This is a genomic window from Pedobacter hiemivivus, assembly GCF_005144565.1.
GTDB lineage: Bacteria > Bacteroidota > Bacteroidia > Sphingobacteriales > Sphingobacteriaceae > Pedobacter > Pedobacter hiemivivus.
On sequence record NZ_SWDX01000004.1, the window covers coordinates 1 to 18,929 of the forward strand.

Consider the following 18,929-nt stretch of genomic DNA (forward strand, 5'->3'; position numbering starts at 1 on the left):
ACGTGCGACTTCCTATGGAATACAGAATATGGAAATGCAGGGGGCTATGGCAATTTTTACCGTAAACTTAAAAAGAATCCTAAAACTGATCTAATATTCAATAAATCTGAGTTAAATCCAGTCAATTGCAACCAAAATGCTTATTTATCCTTCGAAAAAGACAGGTATATATTGATCAAAAAATCAGTATAACGAAATCTCAACTTTGTTCAATAAAAAAAACGATCAAGTAAAAAACATGTTCTACTTGATCGTTCCTTAAGCTGGCTCATAAATGAGGAACTTTTTCAGTGCCCTCACAGTCGTTACAGCCCTTTTTAGCATCTTATCCAATCCTTTTACGCATTAAGAAGTCTCTGATGTTTATATGTTCAACACCCTGGTAGGTATTCCCGGTAAATTGGTCGTTGGTAACAACAACTTTTGGGTAATTGTCGGATATAAGGAGCAGATTGCCAAATTCACGTTCTATGGTGGCTTCGCTATCTAGCCTTAAGGCCACCTGAACGTAGAGTAATTCTCCATTACGTTCGCATACAAAGTCAATTTCTTGAGTGTTCATGGTTCCAACCTTTATTTTATATCCCAGATATAAAAGGTGGTTATAAACTACATTCTCTAGTATTTTGCCTAAATCATTAGGCTTGTATCCGATAATTGCATTTCTTAATCCTGTGTTTTCGAAGTAAAATTTGCTGCCACTTTCAAAAATTTTTTTGCCGATGATGTCATAACGGGCTGCTTCATGTATAATATAAGCGCTGGTAAGGTAGCTGTTGTAAAGTTGTATCTGATTGGGCGCAAGATTAGTTTGTTGAGATTTTAGATAATCACTGATTCTTTTTGCGGAAAATAGACTGCCTATGCTATCTGCTAAAAATAACACCAGTTTTTCCAGAAAAAGGCTATTTCTCAGATTATACCGGCTAACCACATCCCGGAATATAATTGTAGAATACACGCTTTTAAGGTATTCGAATGCCTGATCGTTGAGTGGGAGGTTGATCAGATAAGGTAAACCTCCGAACTTAAAATAATGAGCAAGGCTTTGGTCTGTGTCTTTTAAATGATGAAAAGAAAGAAACTCCGGATAGGAAAGGCTATAAACATTAAATTCAATATATCTGCCACTTAGATAGGTGGCTAACTCTCCCGAAAGCATTTTTGCATTGCTTCCAGTGACGTATAAGTCGTTGTTTTCGTCTAATAATAATGACCTTAGTGCCTTTTCGAAATCAGTAATGTCCTGTATTTCATCAATAAATATGTAATTGTGTTGTCCTGCTTTACGTTGGGAAAGTATGTATTCATTGAGGTCATTTGCATTTTTGATGAAGTCAAACTGCAGATCCTCTTTGTTGATATAAATGATGTTGGCTGTTTTTTCTGAATCCTGAATCAGTTTCATCAATTGAAACAATAGGTAGCTTTTTCCTACTCTTCTTTGGCCAGAAATCACCTTTATTAAGTTCTTTTTTATATATGGAGTGATTTGCTCTATATAACTCGGTCGCTCAATTAGAGAAGAAGGGATTGCTTGCTGTTTCATTTTAATTATACTTATAACTATTGTAAAGTTAGCTATAAATTATAAGTATAATTATAATTTACTCTTTTTTGTTGTAAAGTTATAAGTATACTTATAACTTTTCCTCGTTCGCTAGACTGTTTTAACTTTTATAAAAGAGACCTCTTCAAGAGAATCTGATACAGCAAATATCTCATAACCATGATTTTTAAAAGACTGTAGTAATCTCTGGTTTCTCGATTTTCCGTCTTCAAAGAACCTTTCGTGAAGCTCTATTAGAATTTGATCTATTTGAATGGTAGAAGAAAGAATGCTTTCAATTACATGATATTCACTACCTTCAATGTCCATTTTCAATACATCTATATGCGTATGACCTAATTCTTTTGTGATGTCGTTGAAGCTTCTCATAGGGACAGAAACCATATTTTTCTCGTCTACATTTTTATGAGCTATGATACTCCCAGATACAAAATCCTGGTTTTTGGGTAAATTGAAGTTTACAAAACCGGTTATGGTGTCAATCCCATATTCGAAAAAAGAGAAGTTTGATGGCAACTGTTCCTTTTTAATCCAGTCAATAGATTTAGGCGTTGGGTCAAATCCAAAAACCTGACAGTTGTGCATTTTTATCATCTCCCTATCGAATGAAATGTCTTCACCGATTCCGAATGAATAGACAATAGATTTACTATTTAAAACATTTGGGTGAACGTAAAATCCTCCGTAAGTATTCCCGTACCATTTATGGTTAATCTTAGTCTCTGCCTTTATGGAAGTGATTGCTCCAGTTAAAATTTTAATATTTTGCTTAAGCTTTTTTAGCAGTTTCTTGATCATGTCCTATTTTTTTCTTACCAAATAACGGGTGCTAACTTACGACAAAAAAATAAGTGAAGGCGAGTAAAATAATAACTCCATTAAGTAAAGCTAAAATGAGTGTGGTTTGCAAATGTGTAAATCCTAATATCAACATACGGTGGTGAATGTGGTTTCGATCTCCCTGAAAAGGAGATTTTCCTTTTGCCAGGCGAATGATAAATACCCTCAATGTATCAGAAATTGGCCCTATCAGTATCGCCAAGACAATTCCTAAAGAGGATGATACCTGTGAAGCAGATTCAATTTCGAAAGCGTCATTTACCGAAATAAACTTTAAGGCCATTACCGCAGAAATCAATCCGATTAACAAAGAGCCGGTGTCGCCCATAAAGATCTTAGCTGGAGTTAAGTTAAATCTCAGGAATCCCAAAATTGCACCTACAAGTGCTAATGAAACTGCCGCAAGTTCGTAATGATGAAGCTTGATGAACAGTGCGGTAAATACGCTGTTTACGATAATCCCTGTAGTGGCTGCTAAGCCATCTATCCCATCAATCAGGTTAAAGGCATTGATGATAAATACAATAATCAGTACAGATAGAATCACACTGTGGAAATAAGACAACTCGTATATACCGAAGAAATTATGCAAGTTGCTGATGCGAATATTACCGGGGATAACAAGGATTAATCCGGCAATAAATTCTATAAGGAATTTGGTGTGATGACCCACTCCAGCCAGATCATCTTTAATCCCTATGGCAAAAAGCATGGTACAGGCTGTAAGCAGGTAGTTGATAGGTAATTCGGGCGTGTTAATGTCCCAAAGCAATAAAGTAATGGTAAAGCTCAGAAATATAGCTACGCCACCTAAACGGGGGATTCCAGGATTATGAATTTTCCGAAGGTGACCTAAATCATCATATAAATGACGGTCTCGCGCAACATGGATAATTGAGGGGATAATGACTAGGGTTATAAAAAGAGAAGTGACCAGGATAAAAAAATACAGTATCATCGGTGTTTGATTTTTGTGGCAGGGTTCCCCTGATAAATGGTATAGGCTTCCAGGTTTTTTGTGGCTATGGATCCTGCACTGAGAATGGAATGGCTTCCCGCGGTGATGCCCTGAGTTACTATTGCTTTTGCGCAAATCCATGCGCCATCTTCTAAAATGATGCTTCCTGTAATTAGCCCAAAAGCTGGGTCTTTATAGTTATGGCTACCACTGAGGAGTAATGCACCCTGGGATAAGCAAACATGGTTGCCAATATGTACTTTAACGAGGTTGTCGATCCAAACGTTTTCGCCAATCCAGGAATGATCGCCAATTTGTAGTAGCCAGGGATATTTAATATTTACACAAGGTTTGATCACTACACCTTTGCCTACTGAAGCTCCGAATAAGCGCAACAGACAGACTTTTAGGGAGCTTAGTGGAATCAGGGATGTTTTAAAGAATAATGCGTTTAGGTAGAACCATAAGGTCCGTTTAATTAAGTTGGCTCCCGGATGATAAGCAGCATTATTGTAAAGTGAGAGGTCAGTCTTTTTCATCAGTATCTATGATTTCTTTTATTTTGACATCCACCATCAAACGAAACCAAAAGCCCTGTAGGAAGTGGAAAAGAAAGCCCTGGTAGCCATCAAGGATTCCCAATCTGAAAATATAACGGTAGATAAAGTAGATGGCTGGTCTTATGAACAATGGCATTCGCCACCATAGTTTTTTAAGCCATGCCGTCCTTTGGTCGGGGCTACCCCAAAATAAGGGTTTTACAGTTTGTGCCCTTAGTAGCTGCCGACGTTCTACCTCTTCCCGTGCCAATAGGTCGCTATAAGTATTGTGTTTATCTATCCAGAAGCGGATATTGTTTTCCTTCAAGTTTTCTTCCAGCAAGTGGCCGTCTTTCCAAATTGTCGTTTTGCCCGGGACAATAAAGCGATGATCCATGAGCTCATTCAGATCAGAATATCCGACGGGATATCTAAACATTTTTAACAGATAAAAGGGGTATAACCCACCATTTTTGATCCATTTGTTTTTAAAATAGTTTTTACGATTGAAATAGATTCCATCTATATTGGGGTAATCCTGATCTTTAAAATCCAACAATCGTTGCTTTAGTTCGTCCGATACAATATGATCGGCATCAAGACCAATAACCCATGGGGTTTGGATGTCGAAATTTTTGAGCGCATAATGCCACTGGTGCGGATGATTTAGGAAGGACTGTTGTTTAACCTGGGCGCCAAACCGCTTGGCGATGCTTACGGTTTGATCAGTACTTCCCGAATCTAATACATAAACGGTAGCGTATAGGCCGTAAATAGAGCTCAATAATCTTGGCAGGTGCTGTTCCTCATTATAAGTTAAAATAACGAAGCTGAAATGAGGATTACCCATTCTTGTAATTTGGGTTGATGATTTGTTGATACATTTTAAGATACTGTTTGATGAGTTTGTCCTCATTAAATTCATTGACAATAACAACAGGCGCAAATTCTCTGATGATCGCTAACCTACCTGGATTGTGGTACATGGTGTGGAGGCAGTCTTTAATCGAACCGATATTAGTGTCGCAAATCCAACCCAGATTGTTCTTCGCTACATATTTTGCCAATCCAACAGCCCCACTGATGAGAACTGCTGTACCCACGCATAAACTTTCAATAACCACATTGCCAAAGTTTTCATCATAGGATGGAAGGACAAGGAGGTGGTGCTGGGCAATGAGGTCAAATTTGTCGCTGCCCTTAAAACCCACCCAGTTGATGTGATTGTGGATCTGGTACTGCCTGGTTAGTGCTTTTAGTTCTGCGATGTAGGTTTCCTCTCCGGTTCCGGCAATGGTGAGTTGGTATGAAAAGCTAAGATCAGCTAAGGCACCAAACAATAATTCAAGCCCTTTTTTCTGGTCGATTCGGGAAAGAAAGAGGAGTTTAACTGTCTCATTTCCATGGTCAGGAGCAGGAATGTATAGCGGCAGACTTACCGCATTGTATATGGTAGAAATACTTTTTGGTTTAATCAACTGTTCAATGGCTTCCTCTTCCCTTTCCGAAGTGGTGTGTAAATGGCAACGATTAAGTAAAAATTTCCCTAAAATTATATGGAATAGCTTTTTTATAGAAACATGCTTGTTTGCAAAAGAATAGTCACTTAAGGTGCCACGGGGTGATAAAATAACTGGGACATTCCTTAATAAGGCAATGCAGCACGAAAGCATAGATACGAGATTCCACCAGGCATGAATATGTACCAAGTCAAAATTGCGAACTTCTTTCCATAGGGTAATGAGTAGGTGTGGAGAGAAATGGCTATGGTCTTTAGTGATTCGCTTAAAATACCTGACAGAAACACCTTCTATATTTTGTGACCGCCCTTTAACAACTTGCAATTCAGTAGGTCCATTGGCTGTTGTACTAAATACTTCCAAACCACAGCCATTTTTAACCAACTGCTCACTCAATTTTGAGACAGACATGGTTGGCCCTCCATAAATGTAAGCGGGTTTATAGGAGGCATTAATTTGTAAAATGTTCATCAGTTTGTTGGTTTTAATATTTGTGTAAAACGCAATGCGTTAAAAATCAATAGCATGCTGATGTAACTCCAGAAGACAGAGTTGATTAAAAATTCAAAGCTTTGTCCGCGCCAGAATATTTGGAATAATCCTGTAAACAAGAGGGCAGTACCTAAGATATAGCCACCAAATAAGGTCTCTGCTTTGTTGGCGATTAGCTGACAGACGGTGCCATAGATAAATAGGCAGAGGAAAATTCCTACAGCCCCTCCAGAAAGGTAGGCATCTACGATGAATGCAGGTTTGGCAGAAGCTTTTGAACCACGATGTATCACGCCTGCCTTATAAACACGTTCCATAACGAGCTGCTCGGTATTGGGTTTGGATGGCCAGAGCGCTCGTGGTATCATAGATAGCAATGATTGCTGAACCAGGTCGAATCCATAGTAATCTATGTGAGTTGGTGTTGCTTTCACATATTTGGTAAACATGTCGATTTCGCTTAAGCGATAAGTGAAAAAGGACCAATTGTTATCAGGATCATCCTGGTCAAGCGTAGCTTCAAGAGCAAATACGCCAGCTTGATCTGCAGCAACATCGGCCGACCAGGCCTGTTCCCGAAAAATACGGTTATAGGTGGGTAGCAAGATGAAAAGCAGTAGCAGTATGGGCACAAAAGTGATGAATACTATTTTTTTATAATTGGGATATAAAAAAACGCCCAGTATGAGAACGCTCAAGATGATAGGCTCTTTAAAGCCAGATATCAATGCCTGGTACGAATTAAATCCATAAATGAAAAGGCAAAAAAGGGTGCTCCATATTTTTTTTTCAGGTATGGCAAAAGCGAGTGCCAGGGTGGCTGCAATGAAGCTCAAGGTATCGAGTTGGTGAGAAAATTGCGATAAGCCGTCGAGAAAGGTAAGTGAAATGGATAGTGCGAGGGTAATTAAGGCCATGGTAAAAATCAGTTTACTGAGTTGAGACCGATCATATGTATACTTTGGGGCCAGAGCAGTGTTTATGAAAACCAGTATTCCGGTAACAAAGGAAGCGTGTGCAAGACAATAATACCGTTGACATTGCGCGGTAAGGCTTAACTTTTCTTGGTCTACTAGATAAGCGTTGCTTACCGAATTAAAATCAACATAACCCAACACATCAAGGAGGTAAAAAATAGAAGTACAGCACATATAGCCGGCAAAGATGAACTGTACCAGAAAAATGGGCCGCATCAGCTGTTCGGCTATGGAGAGGTCCTTAGGCAAAGGTTTTATCCGCCCTGTTAAAGTCAGGTAAAAGATGAAAAAGGAGCCCGACCAAGCCAGTAAATAGGATAATATAGGGTAGTCTATACATAGCAATGCCAATATCCACGGAATAAATAGGATGAGGTATCGTTCAATAGATAGGTGATTATCCATGCTTTATTACTGCAGTTTCAATAGCTGCGACTTGTTTTTGAAAGGTCCAATGGTTGATGATTTCTTTTGAATTTGTCCCCATCTGTGTTAGGCCATCTTTGCCTTGGTTAACTAATAATGTTAAATGCTGGGTTAAGCTGGTTAAAGACTGGGCTTTAAAAATCCATCCATTGTATCCGTCCTTTACCAAATCAACAGCACAGCCCACTTTGTCAGCTACCAAAACTGCTTTTGAGCAAGCCATAGCCTCGTTTACTGCTAGTCCCCAGGTTTCGCTAGTGGAGGGCAGGCAAAATAAATCAGACGCCTGATAAAATGCAGGTATCTGGGATTGGTTCTGGAAGGGTACAAAGTGAATATTTGCCGATAATGTGCTTTGTTGTGCCTTCTGTTTAAGATTAAGCTCTTCTATGCCATTTCCGACTAGGAGTAAGTGAGCCCTTGGGTTATTCATGTTAATGAACGCTGATAGTAATAGATCTACATTTTTTACCAGGTCGAATTTTCCTGCATATAGTATTAAAATCTCATCGGGACGGATGTTAAAGGATAATCTTAATTCTTTTACACTTTCCTGCTCATCTTCAAAGCGTGCGTTATCAATGGCGTGGGGGGCAAAGTTGAGCTGATGGTTCTTTAAACCATGTTTTTTAAAATATGCTTTATTGTTGGTTCCAACATAAAATGCATGATCTATATGTTTGTAGACCCATCTTAAAAACAGCGTCCTCAATAATTTTTTTAACCATTTTGGCTCGTTTAATAGTGTAGAGTCACCCCTGAAATATACAGGGATCTTGTTTTTGAAAAAACGTAAGCATTTCAAGTGACCTTTAAAGGCCCAGCCATATACCAGTACGGCATCTGGTTGCCAGGTCGCCACCTGTACTGTTAGATCCTTTGCTTGTACCCATTGGTATGAATAATCTTCCAATAAAGGAATATCCCAGCTGATCACCTTCCCAAAGCCTGGTTCAAACTGTTGCAGCGTTTCTTCGCCTCTGGTATAATAAACCTTAATGCTCAATTGCTCAGTGCCCGCCAATAGTTTAAATACTGGTGCATAGTATTGAATAGGGTGTGTAGTAATGATGGCTAGTTTCTTCACCGTTGATGAATGGCTCTGTTAAACAATTCGGTTTGCCGTAATGTGAGATGGGTCGCGCTGTACTTCTTTATCTGTGGTGTAAGTTGCAGTGGGACTAAGGACATATTTGCCCAATCGGTTAAAACACGGGACAGTTTACTATTGCTGTCCTCATCAGAGAACTTAATTAAAGTGGTATTGGTGCTGCATTCATTGATCACATCAATGGCATTGGAGTCTTGATGAAATATGGCCAGTAAAGGTTTTTTACTGAGTAGATAAGGATATATTTTCGAAGCGGTATATTGTGGATCGTCCGAGCCGGGAATAAATAAGGCATCTGCTTGTTGAAGGCTAAGCAAGGTATGGTAGAAGCTGATTCTGTCAGTAATCTCTGTTACATGGTCTTGAACCTGGTATTTGGTGGCGATGGGTAGTATGGTTGGCAAGCCCTGGCCGGAAGGTGCATAACTAGTTCCAATAAAGTAAAAATGTAATTGATTAAACAAGCCGGGCTCTTCCTGCAATCCTTTTTGTAAAGTCTCAAATACCAGGCTTACCGGCTTCTGCATATCCGCTCCTCCGCGACCTACGCATACAATGTTAACTTTCCCAGGATTCAGCAGTTCTTTAAATTGATGCTTGTTGGATTTTGCGATCACAAAGTCCGCTTCAAGCACTCCGAATGTAATCACTGCAGAAGGAATGCGCGCAATGCGGGGATAACGCTTTTGTAAAACGGAGAGATAAGCGGCTGATACACTAATCAGCCCATCGACATGTTTCATAGCGAGTGGTTCCAGGTATTTATTTAAGCGATAGGAAAACCAATACTTGGCTGGCCGCTGATTTTTAGGCTTATCCTGATAATAGTCAGAATGCCAGGGATCCTGCATATCTATCACATAGGGAATTCCAAAGCGTTTTTTCCAATAAGCGCCTAAAATGCAAAGCGGAAATTGGGTGGTTGAAAAATAGATCAACTCGTATTTTTGTGCTTTAAGTAATTGATCGACCTTTTGTTTATAGAACCACATGGATCTTAAAGCGAGACTTCCTAAACCAAATTTGGCGGTCCACTTTTTATTAAATGCTGAGACCTCATGAATTTTGATACCTGCAGGGATGCTCTGTTTTAACAATTCATCTTTCATCAGATCAGAATGCTGTTGGTTCACGATAACGACTTCCGCATCCCAGCCATTTTGTGCAAAATAGGGCAGGCTCATCCGTATGCGATGCGTGTCTGCAGCATTAGAAGGGGCAAAGTAGGGCGAAATAATAAGGACTTTAGGATTCAAGATTTAAGGTTTGCTGAATAACTTTTAAGAATTTGACCTGCTCGATTTCCCAGTTGAATTTGTTGCGTGCTAGCATTAAAGATGCCTGTCTGGCTTGATCAAGCTGATCCCTGTTTTCGGCATATTGCAAAAGTGCATTGGAAAGAGATCTTGTATCGCCCGTTTCATATAAGCGGCCAATTTCCGGATGGGCTGTTAAAAGACCTCGTTGTGCTGTGGTATTACTGGCAATTACGGCTAATCCTGCCTGTAGGTATGTAAAAATTTTATTGCTTAGGGCCAGGTCGTTGTTTTTGGAGAAAGAAGGCTCCAAGGCTAGTCCTATATCAAATTGCGCGGCAAAATTGATCAATTCATCGGGCGCAATAGGTGGATGAAAACGTAGGTCATATAAGTTTGGTGTCCTTAATTTTTCAAAGTAGGCTTTGCTGCCTTGATGTTGGAAGCCACCCAGTAAATGCAATTCAAAACTTTCAGCAGGTAAGTTATTTAGTGTTTGAATTAATGTTTCAATCCCTCGTTGGCTGCCAATTGTTTGAGAGAACCAAAAGAGTTTTATAGGGGAAATGGGATCCGTTTTAGGGATACTGACAGCAGAAACAGAACTAAAAACATTAAGTATGGTAACGATAGCTTTGGACGGAAATAGGACTTGATAAGCAGCTGTGATTTGAGGACTACTTGCTGTTAAATAATTGGTTCTGGGTAGGTACTTCTGCTCTATGTAGGTTTTTAACTTTACATCAAAGCTATGGGGATCATCACTAGCTTCATTTCTGTGGAAATCTTCGGCATCAAATCCACAAGACTTATGGTTGTGTTGGGCGGCCTTTACAGCAGCTGGTAGCGCACCCAGATTATGGGCGATATAGAGGTCGGCCTGATACTTCTTTGCAGCCATAGAAAGCATAAAACTGCTTCTTGCAATGGCTGTTTCTGCAAAAAAAGGAATACTTACTTTTTTAGCGCCTATCGTTGCTAATTTATGAATCAGTCGGGTAAGGAAATAAGATGCTTTATTTTGTTTAGGTGCCCCGCCAATGCGTATTGCTTTCCATTTTTTAGATTTTAACAAAGCATGATCAAACTTAGTTCCCCATTCATTCCAGTAGGCGTAGAGTACCGTTACGTTGTGCCCTGCGGAACTCAACGCATCGGCTTCCTTTACCAATCTAGGATTTAAGGAGGGTTGACCGCTTGTAATTAATAAGATCTGCATAAATTTTTAGGTATTGGCTAACCATTACTTCGGATGAAAAACGAAGTACAGCATCCATTCTAACTTCTTTTCTGTCTATTTCAGATATACGGTGGATAAAGTGTGTCATCTCAGCTATTGTGGAGCAGATGAATCCATTGAGCCCATGTTTTACGATCTCTGGAACGGCCCCTCTTTTAAAGCCAATTACAGGTGTTCCACAAGCCAAGGCTTCTGCCATAACGATTCCGAAAGGTTCATCCCATTCAATAGGCATCAATAGCGCCGCCGATTGACTAAGGAGTTCGTTTTTTTGATGATCATTTACAGGTCCAACATAGGTGATCGCGGCGTTTAAAAAAGGTTTTATCTGTTGATCAAAGTAATCCTGATGACCGGGGGAGATATTGCCTGCAATCACCAGCGTTTTGCCGGTTTTTAAGGCTGCTTGAATGGCGATATGTGTGCCTTTGATGGGCTCAATTCGGCCTAGAAATACCAAAGGCGCATTTGCAGGTAATTCAACCTGGGGAATGTATTTGTTCATTTCTACTGCATTGTAAATGGCATATGCAGGTGCATGAGGTTTAATTTGATCAGCTATATAATTGCTGCAACCTGTAAACCATAAGCTGTCTTTTCGGGAAATACGAACTGCTTTTTTGATTTGAACAAGAGTTGGTTCGCGCTGGTAACTCATGAGCTTGGGGATGCTTAGTGGTAGCATCGGTAATAGGTGACTTAGTTTTCCAAAGCTGTGTACCAGGTCGAACTTTTTACTGAGTATCGTTTTGTTAATGGTCCAGGTATTTTGAAGTTGATCGATTGTGCTGTTGCCTGTTGCATTTGAGTATCCAATTAATTTGGAGCATACTTTTGAATCTGGATGCGCAAATAAAGTAACCTCATGACCTTGTTTGCTGAGTGCCGTTACGAGCAGATGTACAATACGTTCGATACCACCATAAAAAACTGGTGGAACAGGGATTTGAGGATCAGCGGTTATGGCTATACGGAGAGGGGGATTGGACTTTGTTGGCATTCTTTACGCACTTGTTCAACAATGTTGCAATACATTTGGGCACTCTTTTCCAGGGTAAGCTGTTCAAGAATATACTGCCTGGGTTTATATTCAGGCATATTTTTAAGAAACTGTGTCAGTTTAAGGGGAAACTCTTCAATCTCAGAAAATTTGAGTCCACAGCGTTCATCCCAATAAGGGACAGCACTTACAGGCTCATATTTAACCTTATACGGGAAATAGGCAGGGTCTTGCCAATATCCGCCTTTATCCCATGCAAGTATGGGGGTGTTGGTGGATAAGACTTGTTGGTAAGCCTGGCCTTGTGTTTCATGCCTGGATAAAAATAGCACAGCTTTTGAATTGGCCAGCTTGGTCTTTAATTCTGCCGGACTATAGTCTCCATAGTTGATGAGTTGATGTTTTAACTGTTTTTTAGCAAATTCGCTAAGGATAGTATGCATAAATTTTTGAGCTGGCAGATCAGTCTTCCCTCTTTTATCATAAATCAGAAAGTCAAATTCTTTATCGGCATTCCATGATGGCGACCAATGGTCTGTATCAATTCCTGCTGGCCATGCTAGTACTTTATCCCCATAGTAAGGTTCGCACATCTTTTTCATCCAATCTCCCGGCACCAAAAATCGTTTCACATTTGGGTATTTACTGAACAAATCAGGGTGGTCGATTGGGTGAGCAAAGACCCCGGCTCCAAATATCACTGGATTGATCCAGCTCCTTTCAAACAATAGATGAGGCTTGCCTATAATACAAGCTATTTCGTCAGGATGTTTGCGGATATGAGCGAAATCATTAAACCGATAGGGAATGCCCAATTTATCCAGACCCTTCATTAAACTAAGGGCGATTAACATGACTCCACCAGGACGTTGTTTGCCTCTTATAAGGTAGCGAATAACCGATCTGAGATAACGGTCGTATTTAAACCACCTGTCGGGATCCGGTTCTTTATAAAATATATTAAGCGGTTTTATAGCCATTTCGGTTTTAATAACCTTCTCAACCTCAGCAATTGTTGCGTTTTTTTGAAACCGAGAATTCTGTAGGCCAGTAGTAGGCCTCCTTTTTCAGGGAATTTAAATTCGGGGTCAAGCTCTTTTATCCAATTAAATAGTCTTATGGCGTCATTTAAATGATGCTTTGCCATCCAATGTGATAATGGCCAAAGTATGTTTATTGCTGCTGAAATCCTGCGATAGGTTAATGCATCATAGGATTTTAGCCTATCAATGATGTATCTATAGATAGCCAGGTGTTGGTGGTTTTGCACCGAATGCTGCAATCCGGAAGTGAATTGCAGCCTGTCGCTTTCATGTGCCCTGTGTAATAAGGCATATCCGCTGTGAACAGCCAATTTGGGATTCTTAATCGCTACCTCCAAAATTAACATTCTATCGTCTCTAAAAGCATAGTCTGGTCGGTGCGGAATGTCAAGGAGTAATTCCCGTGTAAATAGGAAGGCAGAGTAATGTGACCCATCACACTCTCCAAGTTGTTGCGCAACAAAATCATTGCAGGATAGCCACAATTGTTTATGCACCAGATTTTCTTGCTGATCTATAATTTGATAACCACTTACTACCACATCGCTATGCTGGTCTTCTGCCAGTTGAAATTGTTCGTCGATCACACCTTTGGTCAATAGGTCGTCGGAATCTAAAAACCGGATATATTTTCCAGTGGCAATTTCGAATCCCCGGTTTGCAGCCCAGCATTTACCCAAGTGGTTTTGTTTGATAATGGTTAAGTCTTTTTGCTGGGATAACCACTCCCAGGTATCATCTGTACTTCCATCATCTACCACTATAATTTCTGTTTTGCATTTTGTATTTCTGCAACTGTCTATAGCATGAGGTAAGCACCACAGACGATTATAGGTTGGAATAATGATACTTACGTTCATTAAATGCGGTTTGAAGGTTTTATTTTTCGTACTCCAAAAAGGAAATGGTATAATGGCCTAAGCCTATCTTTTAATTTACTTTTAAAATATTCGGGGACAGTAAATTTTATGACTGCATACCCCTCTGTAAAATGGTTTAATCGGTTTTTGGCTCTCATTTTTAACCTATATGTTTCTCGTTTGTAAGGGTGATGTTGTGTATAATAACCCAAAAAATGAAATATTACGGGGGAGACCTTGAGAAATGGGTACCAATCCTGGTGTTTAAGGCTAGGTGGTGCTGGATTTAATAACCACCTGTTTCCCCTAATCACATCGATAGCGTATCCTCCGGGGCAGGCTTGTGGGTCGCTCATCATCATGCCATCATCTGGTATAGGTGTATGGCCATGTAGCTGCATCGCTAAGGCCATCAGCATTTCATCGTTGGGGTTATTTCTGAGCCTTATAAAACCGATTTCGTCATATCTTTTTTCGAGTGTACGGGCTGTTAAAAATACATCAGCAGCTGCTTTACCTTTTTCGAGATAATAGATACCCCCGTTAAATTTCGGTAAGTGCGGGACGTTAAATAGATCGCACACTTCTTTTATGGAACCAAACCATTCCCCCTCTGTGATATAGCTGCCGATAACAGATACCTTATGGTTTTTAAAGCGCTCAAAAATAAAGTCCAGATTACCAAAAATTAAGCAGTCGCTATCAATGAATAAGGTTTGCCCATCATCAGCAAGTCTGTCTAAGTGGAGTTTAGCGGAAAAGCCAATGCCCAGTTCGCCTGGTCGCACATGTTGTAATTGGATGAGATTCTCCAGATCGGAGGGTAAATTTTCGGAAAGGTCTGTGACTATTTTAAATTTGATATTGCTGTCAGGATGCCACCAGATAAATGATCTTGCCAAATTTATCGCCATATCAAAATATGCTTTCTTCGTATTGGCTATAGTTAAGATTTGTCTGTTTACAGTTTCAATCATCATATCATTAATACTTGAAGTTCCTTAAATAGGAGAAGTAAATTCTCAAAGCAAAATCGTATGACTGTCTATTTCGAAAAAGCTTTAAGGCTAGGATAGTTGTAGCGAGCCACAGTCTGGGGACTAGTAACAGTTTATTTTTTAGCGTGATGGTTTTATCATTACCATACCCCGATATGTATTTTTTTCCAATAAGGCTTAACTCCGCATCTATGGAGCTAATCATATGATATTCTCTGGCAGTGCTTTCTAAATAACCGGAATGATGAACAAATGGGCCATTGTTTTGGTAAATGTAGTAAGCGGAGAGCTGTTCTATTTCCATAAAATGCTTCATGAAATCTTCAAATCCCATATCATATATCTTTTTAGATTTCTGGAGCAGCTGAAATCCATTTTTTATGTACATAGCATTACATAAACCCGGATTAGCACTGAAAGACGAAGATGGGTTAGTTAATTCAATTTGCATGGTTTCTTTTTTCGCTTTAGCCAATACAATTTGGATAAGTTGTGGATCCGCATCTAGTTGTAAAGCTAATTCGCAAATTGGAATGTCGTATGGGAATTCCCAGTCGTCTTCCAGCCAAAAAAAATAAGCGGTATCCACTTGTTTAATCGCGTGAAGAATGCTGTTTACATAACCTTTTCTTACAGGACTTTGTATGACTAAATCTGGATTAATCCAATCTATAGTATTGTTGTTGATTTGTCCATCAACAGCTAAAATGGTTTTTGTAAAAGGATACCTGCACTTTTTTTTGAAGGACGCAATGGTTTCTTTTAATAAATGCTCACGTCCTTCACAAGTAAAGATTAGTAGCGTAATTTGATCAGTTAACATGTTATGCCGTATGATGAGGAGAGTGTTACATAACCTCTTAGGTTTGGTTCGTATTGTATTGTCGAAGTTTGTTTTATGGGAATCTCACATAAAAGGATTTCCTTTAGATCGTACCATTTTAGAGAGGTTTCGATGCTGATTCCGATGTAATAAGTGTTTTCAACCAGAGGAGTGTGATCAATAAGGATCTCAGTTAGGTTATGATGCGCTGTTGTCCCTAATTTTTCCCGTAAATCAATTAACGATATTCGATTACCTAAAACGTCGGTAATTATAATAACCAGTGATTTGAAAACTTCATGGTCTGAAAGTTTTGTTTTAAATGTTAATACAATATCATTGCTTGTAACATCATATTCAAGTATTTCCAAAACAGAATGCTGTCCAAAATAATGCTTTCGCTTTGGTGTATTACTTGTGATATTTAGTGAGTTGTAGTGGTCGATGATTGTACTTTGCTCACCAAAAGATTTAAGAATTCCCCGGTCTAATAATATGCCTTTTTGGCATAAACTTCCTATGGCACTCATATTATGACTTACAAATAACACTGTCCTTCCTTCTCCCTTGCTTACTTCGCCCATTTTTCCTAAACACTTCTTCTGAAACTCCGCATCTCCAACCGCTAAGACTTCATCGACGATTAGGATCTCAGATTCCAGATGTGCTGCCACCGCAAAAGCGAGACGAACATACATACCCGAGGAGTATCGTTTTACCGGTGTATCGATATACCTTTCTACGCCTGCAAAATCAACAATCTCATCAAACTTCCGTTTAATCTCCGCTTTGCGCATCCCCAGGATAGCGCCATTTAAAAAGATATTCTCTCGCCCTGTAAGCTCAGGATGGAAGCCTGTACCAACTTCCAGTAAACTGGCAATACGCCCCTTGATTTTCACGGAGCCTGTGGTAGGAGCCGTTACCCTACTCAATATTTTTAGTAATGTACTTTTTCCAGCACCATTACGGCCAATAATGCCAACAGCATCACCTTGTTTGATCTCCAAATTTAAGTCTTTTAAGCTCCATACAACGTTGCTCGTTCCTTTAGCGCTTCTGTCATTGGTTTCGCCAATACGTAAAAATGGATCTTCCTTGCCTCGTATGCTTGCCCACCAACGTTCCAGATCACGCGACAGGGTTCCGGTACCTATTTCGCCTAGTTGATAGGCTTTTGAAAGATTCTCTACTTTGATTGCTAGGTTACTCATAAATCTATAGGATAAACCAATGTTAAACGGTATCTACAAATGTTTTCTCTACTTTATTAAAGACAATCAGCCCTATAACCATAATAGAAAGTGTGATGGTGGTACAATAGCCAAGACTTTGCCAGCTGAAGCTGCCCTTACCCAGAAAACCATACCTGAATGCCTCGATAATAGACGTCATCGGGTTGTATTCAATAATCCAGGCATAGGTTGGATATTTATCTAAAGCAGTAGATAAAGGATAAATTACCGTTGTGGCATACATTAGCAATTGTACGCCAAACGTAACCAGGAATGCGAGGTCACGATATTTAGTTGTCATTGCAGAGATGATCATGCCTAAGCCCAGGCCTAAACATGCCATCAAAACCACAAGTAAAGGAAATAACAGGATATACCGGTTTGGACTAAATTGCACATCTGTGCCCAGATAGAACAGCATCATCAATAGGAATAAGAGCATTTGTACACCAAAGCGAACTAAGTTGGATGCGACAATGCTTAAAGGCATAATTAATCTTGGGAAATAAACCTTTCCGAACAGGTTTGCATTGTCTTTAAATACGGTACTGGTTTTATTTAAGCATTCTGCAAAGTAATTCCATGTGGTAATCCCGGCCATGTAAAATAAGGGCTGGGGAAGGCCATCCGTAGAGATGCCAGCCATATTGCCGAAAACAAATGTAAATATGATGGTGGTAAAGAGCGGCTGGATAAAAAACCACAATGGTCCCAATATCGTCTGTTTGTAAAACGAAACGAAATCTCGTTTGACCAATAACAATAACAAATCCCTGTAATGCCAAACATCCTTTAGTTTTAAGTCCAGTAGATTGTTTAGTGGTTTAATCTCAATATCCCAATCTTCTTCAGTCAACGGTTTCATTTATAATCAATTTCTCTAAAATATCCCTGTAATTGGTTTCGTTAAAATGCTTTAGGCATTGGCCCTGAATGTTTTTCCGATCATCTATCGTTAAGTTCATGCTTAATTTCTGAATGATGGCCATTTCCAGTCCGTCAATATCATCAGGGTCAATCGCCATTCCCATCTCGCTATTGCGGACTGCATCAATACTGCCATCCACATTGCCACAGATAACTGGTAAGCCATAAGCCATCGCTTCTATAAATACAATTCCAAAACCCTCCTTTTTACTGGGTAGCACAAACAAATCTGCCAGTAGATAATGATCTGCCAGTTCTTTCTCTTCGATATATCCAGCCAGGATAAAATTGTTGCTAAGGCCCTGATCTGCTACCAGCTGTTCAATTCTGCTTTTTTCGGTAGGCTCACAGGGACCAGCAAGGATGTATTTAATCGAAGGTAGGTATTGTTTGATTCGGGTGACAGCAGTGATGACCTGGTCATAGCCTTTAAATTTTTCTGCAAGATTGATCCGTGTTAACGTGAAAACCACCGGGTCACCAGGCTTTAATCCATATCGTCTTAAAAGGTATTCAGGCTTGTCAAAATTTTCTGGCAGTTTTATAAAAGGATCTAAGACGTTGTTTAAAACGACGCAGTGTGATGGGCTTGCACCGTGTAGCTTCATCACTTTTGATTTTGTAAATTGGCTAACACATATAACGCGATTTGCAGTATTCCAGATGCGTTTTTTCCAGCCCTTTAATGGTTGCCAAACCTCGATCCCATGTGCTATCAGCCATATTTTACAGTTGGGATTTAGAAGTCGAATGGCAAGGCCGATTATAGAAAGATTAACGTGACTCAGCAGTACCAGGTCCGTGTTCATTCCATTCATTATGCTTTTTAAAGTAAACATGGCCTTGTTTTTGCCGAACCCTTTGAAACAAAAAAATGGCAGGTATTTTGGCTTTACATCGGCAGACAGGTCATTTAAACAATATAGTTTAATGTCCCAGTTATTTTTTTTACATAGCTCGTATAGCGAATATGCCAAAGTTCGGTTCATGCTTTGGATGCCACCAGCTGCGCTGAATGTTTCCAGTGTAAGGAATAATATTCTTTTCGACATTACATCACCCTCTCGATGCTGCGGTTAATCCATAGCTTCGCTCCCTAAGTCACATTTTTATT

At 39.6% G+C, this 18,929-nt stretch carries 17 protein-coding genes and 1 pseudogene; all 18 read right to left on the bottom strand.

Annotated elements, in window-relative coordinates; genetic code table 11:
* Positions 1-325: 325 nt before the first annotated feature.
* The 18 genes and pseudogenes from FBD94_RS10340 to FBD94_RS10425 all read right to left on the bottom strand — a co-directional run bounded on the left by FBD94_RS10340 (position 326) and on the right by FBD94_RS10425 (position 18,867).
* Positions 326-1,549, bottom strand: a complete 1,224-nt coding sequence (locus FBD94_RS10340) for an ATP-binding protein (RefSeq protein WP_136880166.1) — start codon at positions 1,547-1,549, stop codon at positions 326-328.
* A 111-nt stretch (positions 1,550-1,660) separates the two neighbouring features.
* A complete protein-coding gene (locus tag FBD94_RS10345) occupies positions 1,661-2,368 on the bottom strand; it encodes an FkbM family methyltransferase (RefSeq protein WP_136880167.1) in 708 nt (235 codons plus the stop codon).
* 31 nt (positions 2,369-2,399) lie between these two features.
* A complete protein-coding gene (locus FBD94_RS10350) occupies positions 2,400-3,368 on the bottom strand; it encodes an MraY family glycosyltransferase (protein WP_136880168.1) in 969 nt (322 codons plus the stop codon).
* Complete coding sequence (locus FBD94_RS10355) at positions 3,365-3,907, bottom strand: putative colanic acid biosynthesis acetyltransferase (RefSeq protein ID WP_136880169.1); 543 nt, start codon at positions 3,905-3,907, stop codon at positions 3,365-3,367. The genes FBD94_RS10350 and FBD94_RS10355 overlap by 4 nt, the downstream gene beginning before the upstream one ends.
* A pseudogene (locus tag FBD94_RS10360) lies at positions 3,900-4,757 on the bottom strand (glycosyltransferase family 2 protein); the annotation flags it as partial. The pseudogene FBD94_RS10360 and the gene FBD94_RS10355, both read right to left, overlap by 8 nt.
* Entirely contained in the window at positions 4,750-5,898 is a 1,149-nt protein-coding gene (locus FBD94_RS10365) for an XrtY-associated glycosyltransferase XYAG1 (RefSeq protein WP_136880171.1), read from the bottom strand. The gene FBD94_RS10365 and the pseudogene FBD94_RS10360, both read right to left, overlap by 8 nt.
* Positions 5,898-7,301: an exosortase Y-associated Wzy-like protein gene (locus FBD94_RS10370; protein ID WP_136880172.1), complete on the bottom strand. Its 1,404-nt coding sequence runs from the start codon at positions 7,299-7,301 to the stop codon at positions 5,898-5,900. The genes FBD94_RS10365 and FBD94_RS10370 overlap by 1 nt, the downstream gene beginning before the upstream one ends.
* Positions 7,294-8,409 (bottom strand): glycosyltransferase family 4 protein, encoded by a 1,116-nt coding sequence (locus FBD94_RS10375; RefSeq protein ID WP_131609235.1) that lies wholly within the window; start codon positions 8,407-8,409, stop codon positions 7,294-7,296. The genes FBD94_RS10370 and FBD94_RS10375 overlap by 8 nt, the downstream gene beginning before the upstream one ends.
* Positions 8,406-9,689, bottom strand: coding sequence for a glycosyltransferase (locus FBD94_RS10380; protein ID WP_235884438.1), 1,284 nt, complete (start codon positions 9,687-9,689; stop codon positions 8,406-8,408). Before FBD94_RS10380 ends, FBD94_RS10375 begins: the two co-directional genes overlap by 4 nt.
* Positions 9,679-10,908 carry a glycosyltransferase family protein gene (locus FBD94_RS10385; protein ID WP_136880173.1) on the bottom strand — a complete coding sequence of 410 codons (1,230 nt, stop codon included), beginning with the start codon at positions 10,906-10,908 and terminating at the stop codon, positions 9,679-9,681. Before FBD94_RS10385 ends, FBD94_RS10380 begins: the two co-directional genes overlap by 11 nt.
* Positions 10,862-11,929, bottom strand: coding sequence for a glycosyltransferase (locus tag FBD94_RS10390; protein ID WP_136880174.1), 1,068 nt, complete (start codon positions 11,927-11,929; stop codon positions 10,862-10,864). The genes FBD94_RS10385 and FBD94_RS10390 overlap by 47 nt, the downstream gene beginning before the upstream one ends.
* Entirely contained in the window at positions 11,896-12,909 is a 1,014-nt protein-coding gene (locus tag FBD94_RS10395; protein WP_136880175.1) for a glycosyltransferase, read from the bottom strand. Before FBD94_RS10395 ends, FBD94_RS10390 begins: the two co-directional genes overlap by 34 nt.
* Entirely contained in the window at positions 12,900-13,832 is a 933-nt protein-coding gene (locus FBD94_RS10400) for a glycosyltransferase family 2 protein (RefSeq protein ID WP_136880176.1), read from the bottom strand. The genes FBD94_RS10395 and FBD94_RS10400 overlap by 10 nt, the downstream gene beginning before the upstream one ends.
* Positions 13,832-14,812, bottom strand: coding sequence for a hypothetical protein (locus tag FBD94_RS10405; RefSeq protein ID WP_136880177.1), 981 nt, complete (start codon positions 14,810-14,812; stop codon positions 13,832-13,834). Before FBD94_RS10405 ends, FBD94_RS10400 begins: the two co-directional genes overlap by 1 nt.
* 4 nt (positions 14,813-14,816) lie before the next feature.
* Positions 14,817-15,653 carry a glycosyltransferase gene (locus FBD94_RS10410; protein WP_136880178.1) on the bottom strand — a complete coding sequence of 279 codons (837 nt, stop codon included), beginning with the start codon at positions 15,651-15,653 and terminating at the stop codon, positions 14,817-14,819.
* Positions 15,647-16,867: an ABC transporter ATP-binding protein gene (locus FBD94_RS26250; RefSeq protein WP_235884439.1), complete on the bottom strand. Its 1,221-nt coding sequence runs from the start codon at positions 16,865-16,867 to the stop codon at positions 15,647-15,649. The genes FBD94_RS10410 and FBD94_RS26250 overlap by 7 nt, the downstream gene beginning before the upstream one ends.
* 22 nt (positions 16,868-16,889) lie before the next feature.
* A complete protein-coding gene (locus FBD94_RS10420; RefSeq protein WP_136880179.1) occupies positions 16,890-17,753 on the bottom strand; it encodes an ABC transporter permease in 864 nt (287 codons plus the stop codon).
* Positions 17,737-18,867 (bottom strand): glycosyltransferase family 4 protein, encoded by a 1,131-nt coding sequence (locus FBD94_RS10425; RefSeq protein WP_136880180.1) that lies wholly within the window; start codon positions 18,865-18,867, stop codon positions 17,737-17,739. The genes FBD94_RS10420 and FBD94_RS10425 overlap by 17 nt, the downstream gene beginning before the upstream one ends.
* Positions 18,868-18,929 lie beyond the last annotated feature (62 nt).

Bases quoted from the DNA above. Each gene is read 5' to 3' on its own strand.
- FBD94_RS10340 (WP_136880166.1), bottom strand. From the start codon at position 1,549: ATGAAACAGCAAGCAATCCCTTCTTCTCTAATTGAGCGACCGAGTTAT.
- FBD94_RS10345 (WP_136880167.1), bottom strand. From the start codon at position 2,368: ATGATCAAGAAACTGCTAAAAAAGCTTAAGCAAAATATTAAAATTTTA.
- FBD94_RS10350 (WP_136880168.1), bottom strand. From the start codon at position 3,368: ATGATACTGTATTTTTTTATCCTGGTCACTTCTCTTTTTATAACCCTA.
- FBD94_RS10355 (WP_136880169.1), bottom strand. From the start codon at position 3,907: ATGAAAAAGACTGACCTCTCACTTTACAATAATGCTGCTTATCATCCG.
- FBD94_RS10365 (WP_136880171.1), bottom strand. From the start codon at position 5,898: ATGAACATTTTACAAATTAATGCCTCCTATAAACCCGCTTACATTTAT.
- FBD94_RS10370 (WP_136880172.1), bottom strand. From the start codon at position 7,301: ATGGATAATCACCTATCTATTGAACGATACCTCATCCTATTTATTCCG.
- FBD94_RS10385 (WP_136880173.1), bottom strand. From the start codon at position 10,908: ATGCAGATCTTATTAATTACAAGCGGTCAACCCTCCTTAAATCCTAGA.
- FBD94_RS10390 (WP_136880174.1), bottom strand. From the start codon at position 11,929: ATGCCAACAAAGTCCAATCCCCCTCTCCGTATAGCCATAACCGCTGAT.
- FBD94_RS10395 (WP_136880175.1), bottom strand. From the start codon at position 12,909: ATGGCTATAAAACCGCTTAATATATTTTATAAAGAACCGGATCCCGAC.
- FBD94_RS10400 (WP_136880176.1), bottom strand. From the start codon at position 13,832: ATGAACGTAAGTATCATTATTCCAACCTATAATCGTCTGTGGTGCTTA.
- FBD94_RS10405 (WP_136880177.1), bottom strand. From the start codon at position 14,812: ATGATGATTGAAACTGTAAACAGACAAATCTTAACTATAGCCAATACG.
- FBD94_RS10410 (WP_136880178.1), bottom strand. From the start codon at position 15,653: ATGTTAACTGATCAAATTACGCTACTAATCTTTACTTGTGAAGGACGT.
- FBD94_RS26250 (WP_235884439.1), bottom strand. From the start codon at position 16,867: ATGAGTAACCTAGCAATCAAAGTAGAGAATCTTTCAAAAGCCTATCAA.
- FBD94_RS10420 (WP_136880179.1), bottom strand. From the start codon at position 17,753: ATGAAACCGTTGACTGAAGAAGATTGGGATATTGAGATTAAACCACTA.
- FBD94_RS10425 (WP_136880180.1), bottom strand. From the start codon at position 18,867: ATGTCGAAAAGAATATTATTCCTTACACTGGAAACATTCAGCGCAGCT.